This window comes from Sphingomonas phyllosphaerae, assembly GCF_036946485.1.
Lineage (GTDB): Bacteria > Pseudomonadota > Alphaproteobacteria > Sphingomonadales > Sphingomonadaceae > Sphingomonas > Sphingomonas phyllosphaerae_E.
Map to the genome: position 1 here is coordinate 896062 of NZ_JAQIJA010000001.1, position 20074 is coordinate 916135.

Annotated in this window: 23 protein-coding genes; 16 read left to right on the top strand and 7 right to left on the bottom strand. The window is 66.6% G+C overall.

Annotation, left to right across the window (positions count from 1 at the left end; all coding sequences use genetic code 11):
- Positions 1–40 precede the first annotated feature (40 nt).
- The 10 genes from PGN16_RS04365 (at position 41) to PGN16_RS04410 (ending at position 5586) form a co-directional block, all read left to right on the top strand.
- Positions 41–277 carry a hypothetical protein gene (locus PGN16_RS04365; RefSeq protein ID WP_335308173.1) on the top strand — a complete coding sequence of 79 codons (237 nt, stop codon included), beginning with the start codon at positions 41–43 and terminating at the stop codon, positions 275–277.
- Positions 274–474: a hypothetical protein gene (locus tag PGN16_RS04370; protein WP_335308174.1), complete on the top strand. Its 201-nt coding sequence runs from the start codon at positions 274–276 to the stop codon at positions 472–474. Before PGN16_RS04365 ends, PGN16_RS04370 begins: the two co-directional genes overlap by 4 nt.
- Positions 471–716, top strand: a complete 246-nt coding sequence (locus PGN16_RS04375; protein ID WP_335308175.1) for a hypothetical protein — start codon at positions 471–473, stop codon at positions 714–716. The genes PGN16_RS04370 and PGN16_RS04375 overlap by 4 nt, the downstream gene beginning before the upstream one ends.
- The gene (locus PGN16_RS04380; protein WP_335308176.1) at positions 713–862 is read left to right on the top strand and encodes a hypothetical protein; all 150 of its coding nucleotides are present in this window, start codon (positions 713–715) and stop codon (positions 860–862) included. Before PGN16_RS04375 ends, PGN16_RS04380 begins: the two co-directional genes overlap by 4 nt.
- Positions 862–1026, top strand: a complete 165-nt coding sequence (locus tag PGN16_RS04385) for a hypothetical protein (protein ID WP_335308177.1) — start codon at positions 862–864, stop codon at positions 1024–1026. Before PGN16_RS04380 ends, PGN16_RS04385 begins: the two co-directional genes overlap by 1 nt.
- Positions 1023–2147 (top strand): hypothetical protein, encoded by a 1125-nt coding sequence (locus PGN16_RS04390; RefSeq protein ID WP_335308178.1) that lies wholly within the window; start codon positions 1023–1025, stop codon positions 2145–2147. Before PGN16_RS04385 ends, PGN16_RS04390 begins: the two co-directional genes overlap by 4 nt.
- Positions 2148–2149: 2 nt before the next feature.
- Positions 2150–3088: a PD-(D/E)XK nuclease-like domain-containing protein gene (locus PGN16_RS04395; RefSeq protein ID WP_335308179.1), complete on the top strand. Its 939-nt coding sequence runs from the start codon at positions 2150–2152 to the stop codon at positions 3086–3088.
- Positions 3088–4170, top strand: coding sequence for a hypothetical protein (locus PGN16_RS04400; RefSeq protein ID WP_335308180.1), 1083 nt, complete (start codon positions 3088–3090; stop codon positions 4168–4170). The genes PGN16_RS04395 and PGN16_RS04400 overlap by 1 nt, the downstream gene beginning before the upstream one ends.
- Positions 4167–4307 (top strand): hypothetical protein, encoded by a 141-nt coding sequence (locus PGN16_RS04405; protein ID WP_335308181.1) that lies wholly within the window; start codon positions 4167–4169, stop codon positions 4305–4307. Before PGN16_RS04400 ends, PGN16_RS04405 begins: the two co-directional genes overlap by 4 nt.
- 178 nt (positions 4308–4485) lie before the next feature.
- A complete protein-coding gene (locus PGN16_RS04410) occupies positions 4486–5586 on the top strand; it encodes a tyrosine-type recombinase/integrase (protein WP_335308182.1) in 1101 nt (366 codons plus the stop codon).
- Positions 5587–5764: 178 nt separating this feature from the next.
- On the opposite strand, the gene PGN16_RS04415 is transcribed toward PGN16_RS04410, so the two are convergent.
- The 3 genes from PGN16_RS04415 to PGN16_RS04425 all read right to left on the bottom strand — a co-directional run bounded on the left by PGN16_RS04415 (position 5765) and on the right by PGN16_RS04425 (position 7877).
- Positions 5765–6025 (bottom strand): hypothetical protein, encoded by a 261-nt coding sequence (locus PGN16_RS04415; RefSeq protein ID WP_335308183.1) that lies wholly within the window; start codon positions 6023–6025, stop codon positions 5765–5767.
- 24 nt (positions 6026–6049) lie between these two features.
- Positions 6050–6313: a hypothetical protein gene (locus PGN16_RS04420; RefSeq protein WP_335308184.1), complete on the bottom strand. Its 264-nt coding sequence runs from the start codon at positions 6311–6313 to the stop codon at positions 6050–6052.
- A 163-nt stretch (positions 6314–6476) separates the two neighbouring features.
- Positions 6477–7877, bottom strand: a complete 1401-nt coding sequence (locus PGN16_RS04425) for a M20/M25/M40 family metallo-hydrolase (RefSeq protein ID WP_335308185.1) — start codon at positions 7875–7877, stop codon at positions 6477–6479.
- A gap of 111 nt (positions 7878–7988) precedes the next feature.
- Between PGN16_RS04425 and ettA the strand changes: the two genes are divergently transcribed.
- Positions 7989–9668 (top strand): energy-dependent translational throttle protein EttA, encoded by a 1680-nt coding sequence (gene ettA / locus PGN16_RS04430; protein WP_335308186.1) that lies wholly within the window; start codon positions 7989–7991, stop codon positions 9666–9668.
- Between the two features lie 129 nt (positions 9669–9797).
- Entirely contained in the window at positions 9798–10274 is a 477-nt protein-coding gene (locus PGN16_RS04435; protein WP_335308187.1) for a hypothetical protein, read from the top strand.
- A gap of 185 nt (positions 10275–10459) precedes the next feature.
- Here PGN16_RS04435 and PGN16_RS04440 read toward each other — a convergent pair whose 3' ends face one another.
- The 4 genes from PGN16_RS04440 to PGN16_RS04455 form a co-directional block, all read right to left on the bottom strand.
- Positions 10460–12091 carry a M28 family peptidase gene (locus PGN16_RS04440; protein ID WP_335308188.1) on the bottom strand — a complete coding sequence of 544 codons (1632 nt, stop codon included), beginning with the start codon at positions 12089–12091 and terminating at the stop codon, positions 10460–10462.
- A complete protein-coding gene (locus PGN16_RS04445; protein WP_335308189.1) occupies positions 12091–12879 on the bottom strand; it encodes an NYN domain-containing protein in 789 nt (262 codons plus the stop codon). The genes PGN16_RS04440 and PGN16_RS04445 overlap by 1 nt, the downstream gene beginning before the upstream one ends.
- A gap of 215 nt (positions 12880–13094) precedes the next feature.
- Positions 13095–13586 (bottom strand): transcription elongation factor GreB, encoded by a 492-nt coding sequence (gene greB, locus PGN16_RS04450; RefSeq protein WP_335308190.1) that lies wholly within the window; start codon positions 13584–13586, stop codon positions 13095–13097.
- Positions 13583–15544: a lytic transglycosylase domain-containing protein gene (locus tag PGN16_RS04455; RefSeq protein ID WP_335308191.1), complete on the bottom strand. Its 1962-nt coding sequence runs from the start codon at positions 15542–15544 to the stop codon at positions 13583–13585. Before PGN16_RS04455 ends, greB begins: the two co-directional genes overlap by 4 nt.
- A gap of 113 nt (positions 15545–15657) precedes the next feature.
- Here PGN16_RS04455 and dapA point away from each other — a divergent pair, with 113 nt between their 5' ends.
- The 4 genes from dapA to PGN16_RS04475 all read left to right on the top strand — a co-directional run bounded on the left by dapA (position 15658) and on the right by PGN16_RS04475 (position 20060).
- The gene (gene dapA / locus PGN16_RS04460; protein WP_335308192.1) at positions 15658–16539 is read left to right on the top strand and encodes a 4-hydroxy-tetrahydrodipicolinate synthase; all 882 of its coding nucleotides are present in this window, start codon (positions 15658–15660) and stop codon (positions 16537–16539) included.
- Positions 16540–16899: 360 nt separating this feature from the next.
- Positions 16900–17382 (top strand): SsrA-binding protein SmpB, encoded by a 483-nt coding sequence (gene smpB / locus PGN16_RS04465; RefSeq protein WP_335308193.1) that lies wholly within the window; start codon positions 16900–16902, stop codon positions 17380–17382.
- A 2-nt stretch (positions 17383–17384) separates the two neighbouring features.
- Entirely contained in the window at positions 17385–17945 is a 561-nt protein-coding gene (locus tag PGN16_RS04470; RefSeq protein ID WP_335308194.1) for a DUF2062 domain-containing protein, read from the top strand.
- A 63-nt stretch (positions 17946–18008) separates the two neighbouring features.
- The gene (locus tag PGN16_RS04475; protein ID WP_335308195.1) at positions 18009–20060 is read left to right on the top strand and encodes a M13 family metallopeptidase; all 2052 of its coding nucleotides are present in this window, start codon (positions 18009–18011) and stop codon (positions 20058–20060) included.
- Positions 20061–20074 lie beyond the last annotated feature (14 nt).

The window sequence follows — 20074 nt, forward strand, 5'->3', positions numbered from 1 at the left end:
AGGCTCCCATACGGCGATCACCGCCGACAGGGAGCCGACAGTGCACCACAACCGCATCACCGCCGGGGAGCCGCTGACCAGCGCAGAGCTTGCGCAGGAAGTCGAGCAGGCCGGCGCTCGCCAACGCGAAAACTTTCGCCGCTTCAATCAGCCGCTCACCCGCGCACAGTGTGATGATCTGGCCGCAGGTTCGGCCATGCGGATCGGCGCGCTGTACTCGTCCACCGACAAGCAGATCAGCGATGCTCTGTGGCAGATGTTTGGGGGTGCGAAGTGAGCGCCCCCTGGATCCGCCCGATCGACCCGACGCCGATCGACTGCACCGAGATCAACGAAGCGTTGCGCTACCCGGCTCGCTACGAGGCCCGCCGCGCTGCTGCGCAGGCTGAGATCGACGCGCTGTTCTCCGAGCACAATGCCCGCGTCCGTGCCGAACAGGAAGCGCGCTGGGCTGCTGAGGAAGCGGCGCTGTGACCGCGGTCCACGTCACCCACCATGCGGCGCAACGCTACGTCGAGCGGGTCAACGGCAATCTGACGCTAGAGGAAGCCGCTGAGGCGATCCGGGGTCATGCAAGCGCGATTGAGGCCGCGGCTGCTTTCGGGTGCCGTGTCGTCAAGACGAGCAGCGCCAAGCTGATCTTGGAGGGGCGCACCGTCGTCACCGTCATGAACCGGCACTGGCTCATCATCTCGCAGCCGCGGGGGCACGCATGACCGACGATCTCTTCGCCGCCATCGCCTCGATCATCTTCGGCTGCTCGCTCGGATACTCGCTGTCCGTGATCGGCCTCACCGTCAGCCGCAACGCTGGCAAGATTTCCGACGCCCTTCACCGGCGTCCCATTCGGAAGGACCGCTGATGCTTATGTTCCGATCCACTCATGATGCCGCTGTGGCGGCGATCATCACCGAGCGCGATGAAGCGCTCCAGTTGGTAGCGAAGCTGCGGGCCGAGTTGACCAAGTTCACCGGTCCGCGTGGCCGCGGGGCTGATGGCCGGTTCCAGCGGAGCGCCCGGGCGTGAGCGTGGCTCTTGCGGAAGCGCCGGTCACCGGCACCGACATCGCCGTGCAGGTCCAGCACGAGCCGGCCATCGTGCTGCTCGATGCTGGCAAGCGCGACGACCTGTTCGATCACATCCAGCGCGAGATTGATGCTTTCGAGCCGGACCTGACCACCACGAAGGGCAGGGACGCGATCAAGGCGCTCGCATACAAAATCACCCGCACAAAGACCGCTATTGACGCGGCCGGCAAGACCCTTAACGAAGAAGCGCGCGCCAAGATCAACGTGGTGGACGCTGCTCGCCGTGTCGCCCGTGACCGCCTAGACCAGTTGGCGGAAGATGTACGTCGCCCGCTGACGGAGTGGGAAGACGCCGAGAAGGCGCGCGTCGCCGAATGCGAGGCTACCATCGCGCGCATCGCGTCCGCCGGCACGGTCACGCTTGACGACACCGCTGCGTCGGTTCGTGAGCGCGGTGCCGAGATCTGGTCGATCGAGATCAGCGCGGATCGCTTCGGCAGCCTTGCCGACCGGGCAACGACCGCGAAGGCGCACACCGTTGATCTACTGAAGACGGCGCTGGCTCGACTGACCAAGGAAGAAGCTGATCGCGTCGAGCTGGAACGGCTGCGCGCCGAGGCTGCACAGCGCGACGAGCGCGAACGCCAAGAGCGCGAAGCACAAGAGGCGGAGGAACGTGCCGCCAATGAAGCGCGTGAGGCAGAAGCCCGTCGCGTTGCAGCGGAGCAGGCCGAAGCGGAGCGCGTGGCTCGTATCGAGCGCGAGGCCACCGAGCGAGCGCAGCGGGAAGCCGAGGCAGCCGCTCGTGCAGAACAGGAGCGCCGCGACCGCGAGCACGCCGATGCGCTCGCTGCCGAGCGTCGTCGGGCCGAAGAAGCCGAGCGTGCTGCGCAGGCTGAGCGCGACCGTATCGCCTCTGAGGAGGCGGCTCGCCAGCGTGAGGCGGAGCAGGCAGCCGCCGCTCAGGCAAAGCGCGACGCTGACCAGAAGCACCGCACCAAGGTGAAGACCGCCGCCAAGCAGGCCCTCATCACCTGTGGTGCCGACGAGGAAACCGCACGCAAGATCGTGGTGGCGATCCTCGCCAGTGAAATCCCCAACGTCTCGCTGAGGTTCTGACCATGCAGGATAATCCTTTCGCGATCGATTATGCCGCTTCCGCCGACGAGGCCAGCGACAGTGGTGTTGGCGAGCCAGCCAAAAGCGCCATCGCTGCCGGCATCCATCATCTGACCAGCGCGGAATATCACGCTGATCCTGCCCCGTTGCCCAGCCTCTCTTCGACGTTGGCCAAGGTCATCACCACGAAGTCGCCACTGCATGCCTGGCACGCGTGTCGCCGATTGAACCCGAACTACCAGTCGGTGGAGCGTAAGACCTTCGACATCGGCACCGCAGCTCACCGTGCGCTGCTTGGTGTTGGCGATGATTACGTGGCGATCCCTGATGACCTGCTTGCCGCTAATGGTGCCGCCAGCACCGCCGGGGCCAAGGCGTTCATCGCTGATGCTCGGTCGAAAGGGCGCACGCCGTTGAAAGCCGACGAGGTGGCTCAGGTCGAGGCGATGCGCGATGCGGCGACCAGCAAGCTCGCTGAATACGGCATTGTTCTGGATCCGGCGCGCTCTGAAATGGCGGCGTTGGCGGAGATCGACGGCATCTGGTGCCGCGCGCTCTTCGACAACGCACCCGCCGATCCGGTGCAGCCGATCTACGACTACAAGACATGCGAGGACGCCAGCCCGGCGGCGTGCCTAAAGGCGATCGTCAACTACGGCTACGACGTACAGGCCGCGCTCTACCTTGATGTGTGGAAGGCTGTCACCGGCGAAGATCGCCGCTTCGTCTTCATCTTTCAGGAGAAGCCCGCGCCTCACGAGGTGACGCTGGTCACGCTGTCAGGCGCCTTCCGCGACGTCGGCGAGCACCGCGCTAAGCGCGCGCGCCAGATGTGGGCACAGTGCCTCTCGACCAACAATTGGCCCGGCTACCCGGTCGGGCTCCACGAGATCGACGCGCCGGCATGGCTGATCGAACGCGCATATGAGGACCAGAACTGATGATCCGCTTCATCCCCGTTTCCGAGATCAACGACCCGCTGACGATCGCGCTGGGCCTCTCCGGCGGTAGCGGCACCGGCAAGACCTTCACTGCGCTCCGCGTTGCTCGCGGAATGGCGCAGAAGATGACCGGCAAGCACGGTGCCCCAATCGGCTACGTCGACACCGAGAACAAGCGCGCCCTGCACTACAAGGCAGCTTTTCCGGAGATGCACCACTTCGACTTCACCGCCATCAACGAGGCCGGCGATCTGGTCGGGTTCGGACCCGAGCGCTGGATCGAGGTGATTGACGCCGCTGAGGCGGCGCAGATGCCGGTCCTCATCATGGACAGCTTCAGCCACGCATGGGAAGGCGTCGGCGGGGTGCTAGACCTGCACGCGCAGGTGCTCGACCGGCTGGTTCAGCAGGCGCAGGCCCGTGCTAACGGCCGCTACGAGGTCGACCCGGCAAAGTTCAGCCAGCTCGCATGGGCCGAGGTCAAGCCGCGGTACCGCCGGCTGATCGACCGCATCGTGCGCGCCAAGACCAACATCATCATCTGCACGCGCGCCAAGCCGGTCATGCAGCAGGGCTTCGGCGACAAGGCGAAGAACGCCCGCAAGACCAAGACCCGCCGCGAGGATGTGCCGTGGGATCCGGCGAGCGATGGCGACCTGATGTTCGAGATGACCGCGATGATCATTCTCGACCCGATCGCGCCCGGCTGCCCGGTCCACCAGATCAAGGTAGCCGACCAGTTCAAGGGACTGTTCGACCGCCGCAAGCCGATGAGCGAGGAAACCGGCGCAGCGATGGCAGAATGGGCAGCCGGTCAGGGCGGCGCCAACGCGCAGAAGGAAACGATGGACCACGCCCGCGAGCAGGCGCGTGCTGGCACCGATGCATTCACCGCATGGTGGAACAGCGACGATGGCAAGGCAGCGCGCCCGGTGGTCCGACCCATTATGGACGAGATCAAGGCGCTGTGCGCTGACGCTGATGCCGCAGCGGCTGTGTCCGATGACGTGCCCTTCGGACGGTCGGATGAAGATCACGGCGATCAACATGACGGTGCCGATCAGGTGAGGGAAGCCGCATGACGCCCGCCAAGAGCTACCGCGATCGGCTGGAACCGCGCCCCGGCTTCCCGATCCGCCGTCCTACGATCGATGGCGAGCAGCCTGTCGTGCAGAAGCGACAGGTGCTAGGAATGTTCGGGAGAGGGCAGGGGGCATGAGCGCGCTGCTGACCCCGCAGGAAGCCGCGGAACGGCTCCACATTTCCGAGCGCACCCTTCGCGACCTCAAGCGGGTGGGCGCCATTCGCTACGTCGCCATCAGCGCCCGTCGCATTGCGTACCGACCGGAGGATTGCGACGATTACGTCACCGCACAGGTTCGCCAGGAACGCCCCGCATGTCCGTCTACAAGCCGAAAACCAGCCCGTACTACCAGTATGACTTCCAGTGGAAAGGTCGTCGGTTTTCTGGAAGCACGGGCGTCACGACAAAGCGCGACGCGGAACGGTTCGAGGCCAACGAACGGCGCAAGGTAGCGCTCGGCACCGACGCAAAGCCGACGGCGACGCTCAATGAGGCGGCGCAGCGCTGGTGGGAGGCGGTCGGCAAGCACCGCAAGTCGCACGTCACCACCGACTATCAGCTTACCGCGCTGGTGAAGGGCATCGGGCCGAACAAGATGCTGCATGAGATCACCATCACCGACTTCGACCGCTACGTCGCCCGCCGACGCGCGAAGCTGTCGAACGCCAGCGTGAACCGTGAGGTCGAGTTGGCGCGCGCAGTCTGGCGCTGGAACGGCAAGCGCGGCTTTGAGGTGGCCGAGCCGCACTGGCGGGATTTACTACTGAAGGAGAAGCAGGAGCGCATCCGCGAGCTGTCGAATGACGAAGAGGCGCGGCTGTTCGAGTCGCTGCACGACAATCTCAAGCCGATCGTGGAATTCGCCTTGCTGTCTGGTCAGCGTCGGAGCGAGGTCATCAAGCTCCGCTGGTCAGACGTCGACCTGGCGGCGGCGCGCGCGACCTTCAACATCAAAGGGGGCGAGAAGCGTGTCCTCCCGCTGACGCCGCGCATGGTCGCGCTGATTGCCAACCAGCCTAAGGTCTGCGCGCAGGTGTTCACCTATGTCTGCCTGCGACCTGCCCCGCCGCGCGCCGATCGACCGCGCCGGCTCAAGGGCGAACGGTATCCGTTCAGTGAGGGCGGCTGGGCGCGTCAGTGGAAGCAGGCATTGAAAGATGCGGGCATCGCCGACTTCCGGTTCCACGACCTTCGGCACACGAAGGGCACGCGGGCGCTGCGCGCGACCGGCAACCTCAAGGCGGTATCGAAGATGCTCGGGCACACCAGCGTCCTGACGACATCGCGATACGCGCACGCGCTGGAAGATGACGTGCGCGCAGCGATGCTAGACAGCGAGTCCCAGAATAGTCCCGAAGCGGGCAACGTAACGGCGCTGAGAACCGCAGAAATCCGCCGGAAAGAAGGGAAGTGAGAGACATGCTCCCAAAGCAGGCGCGCTACCAGACTGCGCCACTCCCCGACGCGGGTGAGGGGATCGGCCTAGGCCGTGCGTCCGGCGCGCGCAAGCGTCGGATCGGGTCCCTCACAAAAAGAAGAGGCGCCCGCAGGCGCCCCGACAACGGCGTCACCACCGCCAAACCGCACCACGCTCAGCGCGCCGCGGCACCATCCTCGGCCATGTCGCGGACATTGTCCGCCTGGTCCTCGAGATTGTCGGCAGCGCCTTCCAGCATGGAAGCGGCGCTGTCGTTGGCAGTGGCCTCGGCCATTGCATCGAGGTCGTTGGCCTTGCGCTCGAGCGCATCGGCCACCGCCTCGGCATTGTTACCGATCGAAGCCGTGTCGGAACGATCGCTGCACGCCGATACGCCGCAAAGCGCGATCGCGAGCAGGGGAAGCGAATTCCTCATGACCACCGGCACGGCTCCCGTCGATTACATGTTCTTCGCGGCGTCCTCGCCGGCGTCACGGACGTTGTCCGCGGCCGAGTGGATGTTCTCGGCAACCGCCTCAGCGTTGTCCTCGGCGAACGGGTTCGCAGTGGTGTTCGACATGTCGGCAACGTTGGCCGCCATCGCGTCCATGTTGTCCGCCATCATGTCGGCGTTGTTCTCGACCGCCGAAGCCTCGGGCGACTTCGAGCAGGCGGCAACCGACATCAGGCCAGCGGCGGCGGCAACGAGCAGGATCTTCTTCATCGGAATGCTCCCAAGCATTACATAAAAAAACTCGCGCCCGACCCCAGCGCCGTCGCGAACCCTCGCAATACCCTACCAACCGGGGGGGTCAATAAGCAAAATTCACCTTTGCGAAAGGTTGCGACGAATGGTGACCCGTCGCGGCGCACCTTTCATGCGGGTTTCACGGCCGTGCAACCGGCCCGATCTCCTCGGGCGCGTTCGCGACGATTGCGAGCATCGTAGTCCATGCCGCGACATTCTGGCGCAATTGTTCGGGGTCGACGCGCTCCAGCGTGTCGTCGGGCGTGTGATGCGTATCGAAATAGCGCAACCCCGACTGGTTGAGGTCGACGCCGGCCACTCCCGTCGCGATCGTCGGGGCGATGTCCGTGCCGTCGCCGGCACTACCCGATCCCGCGACGATCCCGAGCGGGGCGAGCGCGCTGGCCAGTCGTGCGCTCACCGCCTTGGCGCTGTCGGGGAATTGCGTCTCGAAGCGCCAGACGCGATCCGCGCCGAAGTCGCTTTCGGACGCGGTGGCATGGCGCTCCGTGCCGTGGCGCCGGGCATATTCGGCGCCACCGAACCCGCCGACTTCCTCGGCACCGAACCACACGACCCGGATCGTGCGGCGCGGCCGCTGCCCGCTGTCCATAATCCGCTTGGCCGCCGCAGCGGTGATCGCCACGCCGCTGGCGTCGTCGATCGCGCCGGTACCCAGGTCCCAGCTATCGAGATGCCCGCCGACCAGCACCACGCCCGCCGCCGGATCGGTGCCCGGCACCTCGGCGATGACATTGCCCGATTCGCGCTCCCCGATCATCTTCGGGGTGAGCAACAGCTTCAGCTCGATCGGTTGCCCACGTTTTGCCAGCCGCTCGATCAGCGCCGCATCGGGGGCGGCGAGCGCCGCGGCCGGGATCGGCTTCACGCCCGCCTCGAAATTGGTGACCCCGGTGTGCGGCAGGCGGTGCGCATCGGTCCCGATCGAGCGGATCACGATCGCCGCCGCGCCCTTTTGCGATGCCAGCGCCGGGCCGGTGAAGCGTGCGGTGCCGCTGCTGCCGTAGCTGGAGCCATCCTGCGTCGGCTGCATCGCATTGCCGATATAGACGATCTTGCCCTTTATCGCGGAGGCGGGGGCGTTGGCGAACTCGACGTAGGATGGGAACACCACCAGTTCGGCGGTCAGCCCGCGCGGCCCCGTGCTTGCCGAATTGCCGAGCGCGGCGAGCGCCAGCTTCTGCGGCACCGGCGCGACGATCTCGGCACTTTCTTCGCCGCGTATCCATACCGGCATCCGATAGGGCTCGGCTCGCACGTTGCTGAACCCCAGCGCGGTCAACTTCTTCACCGCCCAGTCGCGCGCGCGCGCCTCGGCCTCCGTGCCGGCCAGGCGCTGCCCGACCTCGGTCGTCAGCCCCTCGACGATGTCATAGGCGACATCGTCCTTCAGCGCGGCGTCGCGCAGCGCGGCGACCTGCGGATCGACCGTGGCGGGGGTGGGCGGGGCGGTCCGCGGCGCGGCGGTGGCAGGTGCCGCGAGCAGCAGGGCGATCGTCAACGGGATCAAGTGCTTCATGGCCGGGGGCGTAACCGGCGCGGAGCGGTTTGCCAACGGCGCGGGCTGCGCTTACATGCGCGCCAACGATTTTTTCGCCGCACCCTCTCTTGTCACGGAGCCGCGCGCCCAATGGCCGTCCAGTATACCTATGTCATGAAGGGTCTGACCAAGACCTTCCCGGGCGCGAACAAGCCCGTTCTGAACAACATCCACCTGCAGTTCATCCCCGGCGCGAAGATCGCGATCATCGGCCCCAACGGCGCGGGCAAGTCCACGTTGATGAAGGTCATGGCGGGGATGGACACCGATTTCCAGGGCGAGGCGTGGGCCGCCGAGGGCGTTCGCGTCGGCTATCTGGCGCAGGAGCCGCACCTCGATCCGTCGAAGGACGTGATGGGCAACGTCAAGGATGGCGTGCGCCCGATCGCGGACCTCGTCGATCGCTTCAACGCCATCTCCGCCGAAATGGGCGATCCGAAGGACGATACCGACTTCGACGCACTGATGGAGGAGATGGGCGACCTCCAGGCCAAGATCGACGCGGTCGACGGCTGGACGCTCGACAATCAGCTCGAAGTGGCGATGGAAGCGCTGCGCTGCCCGCCGGGCGACGCCGATGTCAGCAAGCTGTCGGGCGGTGAGCGGCGCCGTGTCGCGCTCTGTCGTCTGCTGCTGGAGAAACCCGACATCCTGCTGCTCGACGAACCGACCAACCACCTCGACGCCGAAAGCGTCGCGTGGCTGGAGAATTTCCTCAAGGAATATACCGGCAACGTCATCCTCGTCACCCACGACCGCTACTTCCTCGACAATGTCGTGAACTGGGTGCTCGAACTCGATCGCGGGCGCTATTATACCTACGAGTCGAATTATTCGGGCTATCTGGAGAAGAAGGCCAAGCGGCTCGAGCAGGAAGAGCGCGACGAAGCGGGTCGCCAGCGTGCGATCGCGGACGAGCTGGCGTGGATGCGCCAGACCCCCAAGGCGCGCCAGACCAAGAGCAAGGCTCGTATCCGCGCCTTCGACGAGTTGATGGAGAAGCAGGAGAATCGCGTCGCCGGCAAGGCGCAGATCCTGATCCAGCTTCCCGAGCGGCTCGGCGGCAAGGTGATCGAGGCGAAGGGTCTGACCAAGTCGTACGGCGACAAATTGCTGTTCGAGAACCTTGACTTCACGCTCCCGCCCGGCGGCATCGTCGGCGTGATCGGGCCGAACGGCGCGGGCAAGTCGACGCTGTTCAAGCTCATCACCGGGCAGGAACAGCCCGATGCCGGCACGATCGAAGTCGGCTCGACCGTCAAGCTCGGCTATGTCGACCAGAGCCGCGACGATCTCGATCCGAACAAGAACGTCTGGCAGGAAATCTCCGACGAACTGGAGGTGTTCCGCTTCGGCAAGCAGGAACTGGGCACCCGCGCCTATGTCGGCGCGTTCAACTTCCGCGGGCCGGACCAGCAGAAGAAGGTCGGCCAGCTTTCGGGCGGTGAGCGCAACCGCGTCCACATGGCCAAGATGCTGAAGGAGGGCGGCAACGTCCTGCTGCTCGACGAACCGACCAACGACCTCGATGTCGAGACGCTGCGTGCGCTCGAGGAGGCGCTGGAGACATTCGCGGGGTGCGCGGTCGTCATCAGCCACGATCGCTTCTTCCTCGATCGGCTCTGCACGCACATCCTCGCGTTCGAGGGCGACAGCCATGTCGAATGGTTCGAGGGCAATTACGAGAGCTACGAGGAAGACAAGCGCCGCCGCATGGGCGACGCCGCCGACCGCCCGACGCGGCTGGCGTACAAGAAGCTGACGCGCTGATCGGGGCGAGGGGCGGGGCGCGAGAGCGCTCCGTTCCTTCCCTCAGGCGGCCCACGACGGCGACCGACCATTGAAGCGCGCTCTGCCGCGGCATAGCATCGTGCTTAGGGCGTGCGGAGGATCGAGCCGATGATCGTGTTAATCACGCTGGCCGCCGTTGCGCTCCATAGCTGTCCGGTCGAACGAGCGCGCTACACGCTACGGCATCATCCCGAAGTGACCGGCGTCTTCCGCTATATCGAGAGCGGTGATGAATGGCCGAACCGCATCGTGCTTACAGTGCATGATGTGAGGGCAAAGACGACCTCCTGGTGGTTGCCGTGGGATGGCGGGACGGATGGCCTTCAGAATATTGCGTCGACCGAAGACCCTGATGCACCCGGCTGGCATCCGCCGGACCCTGACGGCGGCCCACGGCCTCACGGTGACCGACAGTTTATTGGCACCGACGCGCGTTATGTCGTCGCTAATGCCGCGCCGCGATTGGGTCAGCGAGCGCCTGCTCATTTCCTGCTCCCCGACAGCGGAGGCTCGCACGATACCGCCTTCCCGGTCCGGCAATTCTTCGATCTCGTCGGTTGCTCGGGCGAGCGGGCACGCCGATAGCAGATCCTCGACGTGCGCAGTGGTGATGCCCGATAGGGCTGATCTACCAACCCGTCGTCGCCCCGGACTTGATCCGGGGCCCCGCTTCTTACCTCCGGGTCCGCCCCTGAAGCGGGGCCCCGGATCAAGTCCGGGGCGACGAGATCAATTTCGCTCCCGTAGCCGTTCGAGAACTGTACCGGCCGCTATTTCCGCTCCCCCGCGCTCTTCCCGCGCAGCGCGAGAAATTCGCTCCCTGCGCTCCACGTCGGCCACACGCCTGCCTTGGACAGCCGCTCACCCATCGCATGGAACAGGTCGACGTCGGCCGCCGCGCCGTCCAGCTTCCACCCGGCGTCCCACGCGTCGCAGGTCTTGTGATAGCAGGCCATGTAATCGTCGAGCCACTTCTGCCCGCCCGCACGCCCGCCGTTGCGCAGGTCCGCCGCGCCGCCCAGCGCCATCAGCAGCAGCGACGGCACCCCGCGCCGCACCACCGAGAAATGATCGGCGCGGTAGAACAGCCCGCGCTCGCTGAACGTCTCCGGCGTCACCACGCGCCCCTGCGCACGCGCCGCGTCCGCCAGCAGCCCGTCGAGCGAGGATTGCCCCTGTCCGACCAGCACGACGTCCTTCGCCGGGCCGGCGGTCTGGAGGATGTCGAGCGTCAGGTTCGCCGCGGTCTTGGCGAGCGGATAGACCGGATGCGCCGCATAATGTTCGGAGCCGAGCAACCCACGCTCCTCGCCGGTCCACAGCGCAAACACCAGCGTCCGCTCCGGCGCGGGTGCGGCCTTGAACAACCGCGCCAGCTCGACCACGCCCGCCGTCCCCAGCGCATCGTCGTTGGCGCCCGGACGCAGCGTCTTGCCCGCGGCATCCGCCGGCCCCTCGCCATAGGCGTCCCAATGCGCCGCGAACATTACGGTCTCGTCGGGGCGCTTCGTGCCGGGGATCTTCGCCAGCACGTTGGCACTCTCGATCCGCTCGACCGCGACCCGCGCCGCCGCCGAGAAGCGCGGCTTCATCGCCACCGGGCGGAACGTCTTGGAGCGCGCGGCCACGCGCAGCTTGGCGAGATCGAGCCCGGCGTCGGCGAACAGCTGGTCGGCCACGTCATGGTCGATCCAGCCCTGCAGCGGCACGCGGGAGTCGCTCGCCGCGCGGACGATGTCGTAATTCTCGCCGTTCGAGGCGTTGACCGTCGACCACGGATAGCCCGCGCCGCCGGTATCGTGGACGATCAGCGCCGCCGCCGCCCCGCGCCGCGCCGCTTCCTCGAACTTGTAGGTCCAGCGCCCGTAATAGGTCATGCGGCGGTCGCCGAACTTGCCCTTTGCGTCGTCGCCGGGCTGCGCCTCGAAATCGGGGTCGTTGACGAGGAAGACCAACGTCTTGCCGCGCAGGTCGATGCCCTTGAAGTCGTCCCACCCGGCCTCGGGCGCGGACACGCCATAGCCAACGAACACCATCGGCGAGTCCTTGATCGAAATCGTCGCGGCATCGCGCACCGTCGTGACCGCAATCTCCTTGCCCTGCATCAGCATCGTGCGCCCGATCGTCATCCGCGCGCTGGGCGCGACGCGGGTGTGGATCAGCGGCACTTTCTGGAGCCATTGCCCGTCCGGCCCGCCCGGCTGGAGCCCCAGCGCCGTGAAGCGCGCGACCAGCCAGTCGAGCGTCTTCTTCTCCCCCGGCGTTCCCGGCGCGCGCCCGCCATATTCGGGCGACGCCAGCACCCGCACATCATCGGACAGCCGCTGCAGCGAAGCGTCCTCCGCCAGCGCCGGCGTGGCGATCGTCGCGGCCAGCGCCAGCGCAAGGGTAAGCCGCATCATCAATCCTTCCATCGTACCAATACGTGATTGTCGCGCCGATCCACATCGATCGACGGGATCGCATCGACCAGATCGGACAGCCGCTTATAGCCATAATTGCGCACGTCGAAGCTCGACCGGTTCGCGGCGCGCTGCCCCAGTGCCGAGAGCCGCACGAACCCCTTGGCGTCGGGCTTCAACGAATCATACGCGTCGTGAAGCAATTGCAGCAATTCGGGATCGTCGGCCGGCCGGGTCGCCGCCGGGGCAGGCGCCGGCATCGTCGTCGTCACGCCGATCGGCGGCGGTACCGATTCTCCGATCGGCACCTCAACCCGCCGCGCGCGCTTGGGCTTGGTCGTCTCCAACAGGGCATTGACGTCGATGAACCGCGTACAGGCGTTGCGGAACCCCGCCGGCGTATTGCTGTTGCCGAAGCCATAGACGTCGAGCCCGTCCTGCCGGATGCGCGTGGCGAGCGGCATGAAATCGCTGTCCGAGGACATGATCCCGAACGCATCGACGCGTCCGCGGTGGAGCAGGTCCATCGCATCGATCGTCATCTTCATGTCGGTGGCGTTCTTGCCGCGCGTCAGGTCGAACTGCTGCTGCGGCTCGATGCCGTGCATGACGCTCATCTCGCGCCAGCCTTTCAGCCCCTCCTTGGACCAATTGCCATAGACACGGCGCACGTTGACGCGGCCAAATTCGGCGAGCGCGGTCAGCACGGGGTCGAGCGCCTGCCACGACGCATTGTCGGCGTCGATCAGCAGCGCGATGTTGCGGTTGGGATTGTCGTCGGCAGCCATGTGCGCTGCATCGGCTGCGGGAGGGGCTGGGTCAATCGCAACCGTCGGAGGGCGTCCGATAGGTGCGAAATCCGCACGTTGCCGGATCGATAGAGTTACCCCCGTTCGTCGCCCCGGACTTGATCCGGGGCACCACTTCTTCTTGTCGGCCGAGGTAAAAAGCGGGATCCCCGATCAAGTCCGGGATGACGGGATGAAGCGGGGGGCCCAGCCCGCTATCCCGCCACTGCCGGATACGCGATCGCGACGATCTCATATTCCCGCTCGCCCGCCGGCAGCATCACCCGCCGCAGGTCACCGACCGCCGCGCCGCGCAACGCCCGCGCGATCGGCGCATTCCAGCCCACGCGGCCTGCGCCCGCGTCGGCCTCGTCGTCGCCGACCAGCGTCAGCACGCGTTCGTTGTCGTCCTCGTCGGCGATCGTCACCGTCGCACCGAACCACGCGCGCGCGCGATCCTGCTGCTGCGCCGGGTCGACGACCTTGGCCGCCTTCATCCGCTTCGACAGCCAGCCGAGCCGCCGGTCGATCTCGCGCAGCTTCTTGCGACCGTAAATGTAGTCGCCATTCTCCGACCGGTCGCCATTGCCCGCCGCCCAGCTGATCGTCTCGACCAACGCCGGGCGATCCGTGGCGAAGAGCTGCTCGTACTCCGCGCGCAGCTTCGCATAGCCGGCCGGCGTCAGGTAATTGGGACGATCGATCATCCGCCGCGCGACCGTCCGAGATACCAGCTGAGATTGTTCGGTCCGCGGCTCTTGGCGCGCGCCGGGTTCATCAGGTCGTAGACGACCGCATTTTCCAGCACCCGCTGCACGTAGTTGCGCGTCTCGCCGAACGGGATCGCCTCGACCCAGTCGACCGCGTCGACCGTGCCGGTGCGCGGATCGCCGTTGGCGCGCAGCCATTTGTTCACGTTCCCCGGCCCGGCGTTATAGGCGGCGATCGCCAACGGGTAGCTGCCATAGAGCGCGAAGATGCGCTGGAAATAGCTCGAGCCGAGCTGGATGTTGTAATTGGTGTCGCTGGTCAGCCGCAGCGGATCGTAGCCGAGCCCGAGCTTGCCCGCCTGCTCGCGTGCGGTGCCGGGCATCAGCTGCATCAGCCCGCTCGCGCCGACCGGGCTGCGTGCCATCCGGTCGAACTGGCTTTCCTGCCGCGCGACCGCGTGGATCATCGGCCATTCCGCCTCGTAACCGCTCGGCACAGCGACAGTCGGGAAGCCGTTGGCGCTATATTCGGTCAGCCCGTTCTGCATCGCGCTGCGACCGAGCAGCACGCCGAGATCGGGGCGGCCGATCGCGCGCGACAATTCGTCGGCCAGATAATGGTCGGTGTCGCTGGTCGCGTCGGCGGCGATCTGCTTCACGAAGGCGGTCTGGTCCTGATATTGGCCGGCCTGCCCGAGGAATTGCGCCGTGCGCACCACCTCGCGTGCATAGAAGGCGGAGCGCGCCGCCGGAGCGATCACCGGCGTCGGCGGGGCAGGGGGCGCGGTCAGCGGGCGGCGGAGATGCTCGATCGCCAATTGGCCGTAATATTGGTCGCGATAGCCGGCGGTGCGCTCGAACAGCGCGTTGGCGTCGGGCTGGCGCGCCTGCTCGGCGGTGCGCGCCGCCCAGTACAGCCCCTTGGCGCGCGTCTGCGGCGACTGGCTGCCCAGCCCGTAGCGTTCGAACATCGCGCGCGCGTCCGCCGGCCGGCCGAGCTTCATCGCCGCCTGACCCGCCAACCATGCCAGCGAGGTATAATCGTCGCGCTCGCCATAGGGCTTGGTCGAAACGTCGGTGCCCGCCGGATAGGCGTCGTCGATCTGCCGCGCGATGTCATAGGCGGTCTGCCACTGGCCGTCCGCCGCCGCCGCGCGGGCGTTGACCAGCAGCGCCTCGTAGAATTTCTCGACATTGCCCGGCCGCGTCATGCCGGTGCGGGTGCGCGCCAGCCAGCCGCGCGCGCTGGGGCTAGCGCCCGAGTTGCGCAGCCACATCGCCTTGTCCGCGATATAGCCGGCATCGCGTGCGCCGATCGCGTCATAGCTGGCGGCGAGCGCCGAGGCGTTCTCGGCATTGCTGCGGAACGCCAGCCGTGCGGTGAACAGCGGGCGCGCCGCCTCGCTGGTATAGGCGAGCATCCGCTGCGCGCTGCTCGTCGCGCCCTGCCACAGCAAGGCGTCGGTGCGCGCGTCATGGTCGGCGGGGGACAGCGCGCTGGCGAACTGGGTCAGCACGGTCGATTCGTCCTGCGGCGACAGGTTGCCGAGCCGCCAGCCGGTGCGCGCCGCCACTTGGGCGTCGACGCTCGAGCCGGTCGCCTGATAGGCGCGCGCGCAGGCGATCCAGCCCGCCGCGGTCAACGGCTTCCAGCGGCGGCAGAACGCCGCAACGCTCGTCACCGGCGTGTTCGGATCGGTCGCCGCCTTGCGCTCCAGCGTGCGCCGGAACCCGGCCTCGCCCGGCCAGCCGGGGTGGGCGCTGATGAACGAGAAATAGCTGTCGAACGGCAGCGCGTCGGTCTGTTGCAGCGCCTTCCACTGCGCGACCGGCTGCGCCATGCCCGGCAGCGGGGCGGCCGCGGCCGGGGGCTGCGCCGGCTGGGTCGCGGGCACCGCGCCATATTGCCCGGCGACGACCGCCAGGGTTCCTGCTGCTGCAACGAAAAGGATCAACGCACCCGCCTTCACTGTTTTTGACCGACGCCCGTGGTGGACAGCATAGCAGCCCTAGCCGTATCTGCGCTGAACGGCGTCCCCCAAACGCGTGTCAGGAGCAAATTCGTCTCATGTTCTCAGGTTCCATCCCGGCATTGGTCACGCCGTTCGACGCGCAGGGCGATTTCGTCGAGTCGGCGTATCGCGATCTGGTCGAGTGGCAGATCGCCGAGGGTTCGTCCGCGCTCGTTCCCTGCGGCACCACCGGCGAGGCGGCGACGCTGACCAAGGAGGAGCAGTTCGCGATCGTCCGCGTCTGCGTCGATCAGGCGAAGGGGCGCGTGCCGGTGATCGCGGGCGCGGGGTCGAACGACACGCGTGTCGCCGCCGCGAACGTGCACGCCGCACGCGAGGCCGGGGCCGATGCCGCGCTGATGGTCCCGCCTTACTACAACCGTCCGTCGCAAGAAGGGATCTATCGTCATTTCGAGGCACTCGCCGCCGATGCACCCTTGCCGGTGGTACTCTACAACGTTCCGGCGCGCACCGTTACCGACATCCAGCCCGAAACGCTGATCCGCATCGTGTCGGCGTTTCCGAAGGTGTTCGTCGCGGTCAAGGACGCCTCGGGCGTGCTGACCCGCGTGACGCAGCACCGCGTCGGGCTTGGGGGTGATTTCTGCCAATTGTCGGGTAACGATGATCTCGGGCTCGCCTTCAACGCCAATGGCGGAGTGGGGTGCATCTCGGTGAGCGCCAATGTCGCGCCGCGGCTGTGCGCCGACTTCCAGCGCGCCTGTGCCGCCGGCGACTACGCGACCGCGCGTGACCTCCATGACCGGTTGTTCGCGATCCACACCTCGTTGTTCACCGACGCCTCGCCCGGCCCGGTCAAATACGCGATGACCAAGGTGCGCCCCGGCTTCCCCGATGGCTTGCGCCTGCCGATGACCTGGCCGTCCGAGGCGAGCCGCGCCGCGGTCGACGCCGGGCTGGAGCGCGCGGGCCTCTGACATGAGACTTCCGTCATTGCTTCGCTGCGCTCGCAATGACGAACCCTCTTCGAAGTTGCGGCCGATAGACCATCACGTTCTTTCGGAGGCGCTAATCGACCTTGATCGAGACACTCCGTTTCTTCGTCGCCCCGGACTTGATCCGGGGCCCCGCTTCTTCGCGACAGGTGTAAAAAGCGGGATCCCGGATCAAGTCCGGGATGACGGAGTGGGAAGCGGTTAATGCTTGCCTCGGAGGTCGAAGGAGCAAGCGTGAGCGGCGTACAATGTAACCGCGCGATGATCCGGCTAAAGATCCCACTCGGAAAATCTCGGCGTTAGCCGTTTGCCCCCCGCGCCGGTCGCGCCTACATCGCCCCCATGCCGCGTCCCAAACCCGCCACCTTCGACAAGAAGAAGATCGTCGCCGAGAACCGCCGCGCCCGTTTCGATTATGCGGTCGACACCACCTATGAGGCGGGGATCGTGCTCACCGGCACCGAGGTGAAGTCGCTGCGCTTCGGCGAGGGCTCGATCGCGGAAAGCTATGCCGAGGTGAAGGGCGACGAGGTGTGGCTGGTCAATTCGAACATCCCCGAATTCAGCCATGGCAACCGCTTCAACCATGAACCCAAGCGGCCGCGTAAACTGCTGCTTCATGAGCGCGAGATAAACAAGCTGCACGGCGCGGTCGCGCGGGAGGGCATGACGCTGGTCCCGCTGACCGTCTACTTCAACGGGCAAGGGCGCGCGAAGGTGGAACTGGCACTCGCCAAGGGGCGGAAGGCGCACGACAAGCGCGAGCACATCAAGGAGCGCGACTGGAAGCGCGAGGCCGGCCGCATCATGCGCGATCACGGCTGAGCGTGGCGACCCGACCGGTGACCCTGTGGGAACGTCTCGCGGCATGGAGCCGCCGCAATCTGCCGACGCGCGAGTCGATGGAGAACAGCCGCGTGCTGCGCCCGGTCGCGCACCGCGTGCTCGCGCCGGAATTGTGGCGCTTCACCCGCCGCTCGGTCCCGCGCGGGGTCGCGCTGGGCATGTTCACCGGCATCCTGATCCCGATGGGGCAGATCCCGGCGTCGGCGGTGCTGGCGCTGCCGGTTCGGGCAAACGTGCCGGCCGCCGCGCTCACCACCTTCTTCACCAACCCGCTGACCACGCCGTTCCTGTTCGTGATGTATTACAAGGTCGGCGGCTGGCTGCTCCATCTCGATCGCGCCGTTCCCGGACAGCCGCTGGGCGACGCGGTGGAAGCGGCGCCCGGTTGGGTCGACTGGTTCCTGCAGGACGTCGGCCCGGCGACCGCGGTCGGGATGGTGGTGTGCTCGCTGGTCGGGGCGCTGCTCGGCTACGGGCTGGCGGCGTTGATGTGGCGGCTGTGGATCGCGCGGAAGTGGCGGCACCGTCACCACGGTAACTAGCACACGCGGTCACGGCTCGTTACAAACCCGGCATTCGCGGCTTTCCCGAAGGATGCCTGGTAAATGCGTTTCCTTGCTGTCACCGTCACGTCCCTGTTTGCTTTGGTTCCCGCCGCGCTGATCGCGCAGTCCACGCAGCAACAACCGCCCGCGTCGAGCGCACCCTCCGCCGCGGCGGACGGCCCCACCTATGGCACGTTCGGCTTCGACGCCGCCGGCATGGACCGCAGCGTGCAGCCGGGCGACGACTTCTACGGCTTCGCCAACGGCACCTGGGCGAAGAACACCACGATCCCCGCCGATGAGTCGAACTATGGCGCGTTCAACGTGCTGCAGGATCTGTCGCGCGAGCGCACCCGCGCGATCCTCGAAGGCGCCAAAAGCGATCCGCGTTCGAAGATCGGGGCGGCCTATGCCGCCTTTCTCGACACGAACGCGATCGAGAATGCCGGGCTGAAGCCGATCCAGCCGTGGCTGGCGAAGATCCGCAAGGTGGACAAGGCCGGCTACCCAGCCTTGCTCGCCGAGGCCGATCGCAACGGCGTCGACATCCCGTTCGGCCTGTACGTCGGGCAGGACGACAAGGACCCGGACACCTATGCGGTCAATCTGATGCAGAACGGGCTGGGGATGCCCGACCGCGATTATTACCTGTCGACCGACGCCAAGCTGATGCAGACCAAGGCCGCCTATCAGGCGCATCTGGCCAAGCTGCTGACGCTGGCAGGCGAGCCGAACGGCGAGGCGCGCGCTGCCGCGCTGGTGGCGTTCGAAACCGAGCTGGCGCGCGTCCATTGGACGCGCATCGACAGCCGCGACGCCGACAAGACCTATAACAAGATGACGCTGGAGCAATTGCGGCAGAGCGCGCCGGGCTTCGACTTCGCGACCTTCCTGAAGGCGGAGAAGGCGAGCGCGCCGACGCTGATCGTCGCGCAGCCGACCGCGATCGCCGGCACCGCCAAGCTGATCGCCGCCACCCCGATCGCGGTGCTGCGCGACCAATTGCTGGTGCGCAGCTTGGACGGCTTTGCCGACGTGCTGCCCAAGGCGATCGATGCGGAGAGCTTCGCGTTCAACGGCACGGTGCTGAGCGGCACGCCACAGCAGCGCGAGCGCTGGAAGCGCGGCGTCAGCTTCACCTCGGAGGCGCTGACCGACGAGGTCAGCAAGGTCTATGTCGCGCGCTACTTTCCGCCCGAGACCAAGGCGGCGGCGGACGAGATGGTCAAGAACGTGCTCGCCGCGCTCGGCCGCCGCGTCGAGAAGCTCGACTGGATGGCGCCCGAAACCAAGCAGAAGGCGCTCGCCAAGCTCGCCGCCTTCACCCCCCGGATCGGCTATCCCGACCAGTGGCGCGATTATTCGAACCTTGAGGTTCGCGCCAATGACGCATTCGGCAACATGCTGCGCGCCAACCAGTGGCGTCACGATTACAATGTCACCAAGCTCGGCAAGCCGATCTACCGCTGGGAGTGGGGCATGGCGCCGATGACGGTGAACGCGCAGGCCAATTTCGGGCTGGTCGCGATCACCTTCCCGGCGGCGATCCTCCAGCCGCCCTTCTTCGATCCGAAGGCCGACCCGGCGGTCAATTACGGCGGGATCGGCGCGGTGATCGGGCATGAGATCAGCCACCATTTCGACGATCAGGGCGCGAAATACGATGCCAAGGGCCGGCTGACGCAATGGTGGACCGATGCCGACGTCCAGAAGTTCAAGGCGCTGAGCGAACGGCTGGTAAAGCAATATGACGCCTATGAGCCATTGCCGGGGATGCACGTGAAGGGCGAACTGACGCTGGGCGAGAATTCCGCCGATCTTGCCGGACTCGCCGCTGCGCACGACGCCTATGTCGCGACGCTGGGTGGCAAGCCCGCGCCGGTGATCGACGGCTTCACCGGTGATCAGCGTTTCTATCTCGGCTGGGCGCAGGTCTGGCGCCGCAATTATCGCGAGGCCAATCTGCGTCAGCGTCTGCTCACCGATCCGCACGCGCCCTCGGAACAGCGCGGCAACATCGTTCGCAACATGGACCCGTGGTATTCGGCCTATAATCCGCAGCCGGGGCAGAAACTGTATCTCGCGCCCGACGCGCGGGTGCGGATCTGGTGATCGGCTGAACGACG

What these genes read in the sequence shown, in the direction of transcription:
- PGN16_RS04380 (WP_335308176.1), top strand. Translation starts at nt 713, where the DNA reads ATGACCGACGATCTCTTCGCCGCCATCGCCTCGATCATCTTCGGCTGC.
- PGN16_RS04385 (WP_335308177.1), top strand. Translation starts at nt 862, where the DNA reads ATGCTTATGTTCCGATCCACTCATGATGCCGCTGTGGCGGCGATCATC.
- PGN16_RS04395 (WP_335308179.1), top strand. Translation starts at nt 2,150, where the DNA reads ATGCAGGATAATCCTTTCGCGATCGATTATGCCGCTTCCGCCGACGAG.
- PGN16_RS04400 (WP_335308180.1), top strand. Translation starts at nt 3,088, where the DNA reads ATGATCCGCTTCATCCCCGTTTCCGAGATCAACGACCCGCTGACGATC.
- PGN16_RS04405 (WP_335308181.1), top strand. Translation starts at nt 4,167, where the DNA reads ATGACGCCCGCCAAGAGCTACCGCGATCGGCTGGAACCGCGCCCCGGC.
- PGN16_RS04410 (WP_335308182.1), top strand. Translation starts at nt 4,486, where the DNA reads ATGTCCGTCTACAAGCCGAAAACCAGCCCGTACTACCAGTATGACTTC.
- PGN16_RS04415 (WP_335308183.1), bottom strand. Translation starts at nt 6,025, where the DNA reads ATGAGGAATTCGCTTCCCCTGCTCGCGATCGCGCTTTGCGGCGTATCG.
- PGN16_RS04420 (WP_335308184.1), bottom strand. Translation starts at nt 6,313, where the DNA reads ATGAAGAAGATCCTGCTCGTTGCCGCCGCCGCTGGCCTGATGTCGGTT.
- PGN16_RS04425 (WP_335308185.1), bottom strand. Translation starts at nt 7,877, where the DNA reads ATGAAGCACTTGATCCCGTTGACGATCGCCCTGCTGCTCGCGGCACCT.
- ettA (WP_335308186.1), top strand. Translation starts at nt 7,989, where the DNA reads ATGGCCGTCCAGTATACCTATGTCATGAAGGGTCTGACCAAGACCTTC.
- PGN16_RS04435 (WP_335308187.1), top strand. Translation starts at nt 9,798, where the DNA reads ATGATCGTGTTAATCACGCTGGCCGCCGTTGCGCTCCATAGCTGTCCG.
- PGN16_RS04440 (WP_335308188.1), bottom strand. Translation starts at nt 12,091, where the DNA reads ATGATGCGGCTTACCCTTGCGCTGGCGCTGGCCGCGACGATCGCCACG.
- PGN16_RS04445 (WP_335308189.1), bottom strand. Translation starts at nt 12,879, where the DNA reads ATGGCTGCCGACGACAATCCCAACCGCAACATCGCGCTGCTGATCGAC.
- greB (WP_335308190.1), bottom strand. Translation starts at nt 13,586, where the DNA reads ATGATCGATCGTCCCAATTACCTGACGCCGGCCGGCTATGCGAAGCTG.
- dapA (WP_335308192.1), top strand. Translation starts at nt 15,658, where the DNA reads ATGTTCTCAGGTTCCATCCCGGCATTGGTCACGCCGTTCGACGCGCAG.
- smpB (WP_335308193.1), top strand. Translation starts at nt 16,900, where the DNA reads ATGCCGCGTCCCAAACCCGCCACCTTCGACAAGAAGAAGATCGTCGCC.
- PGN16_RS04475 (WP_335308195.1), top strand. Translation starts at nt 18,009, where the DNA reads ATGCGTTTCCTTGCTGTCACCGTCACGTCCCTGTTTGCTTTGGTTCCC.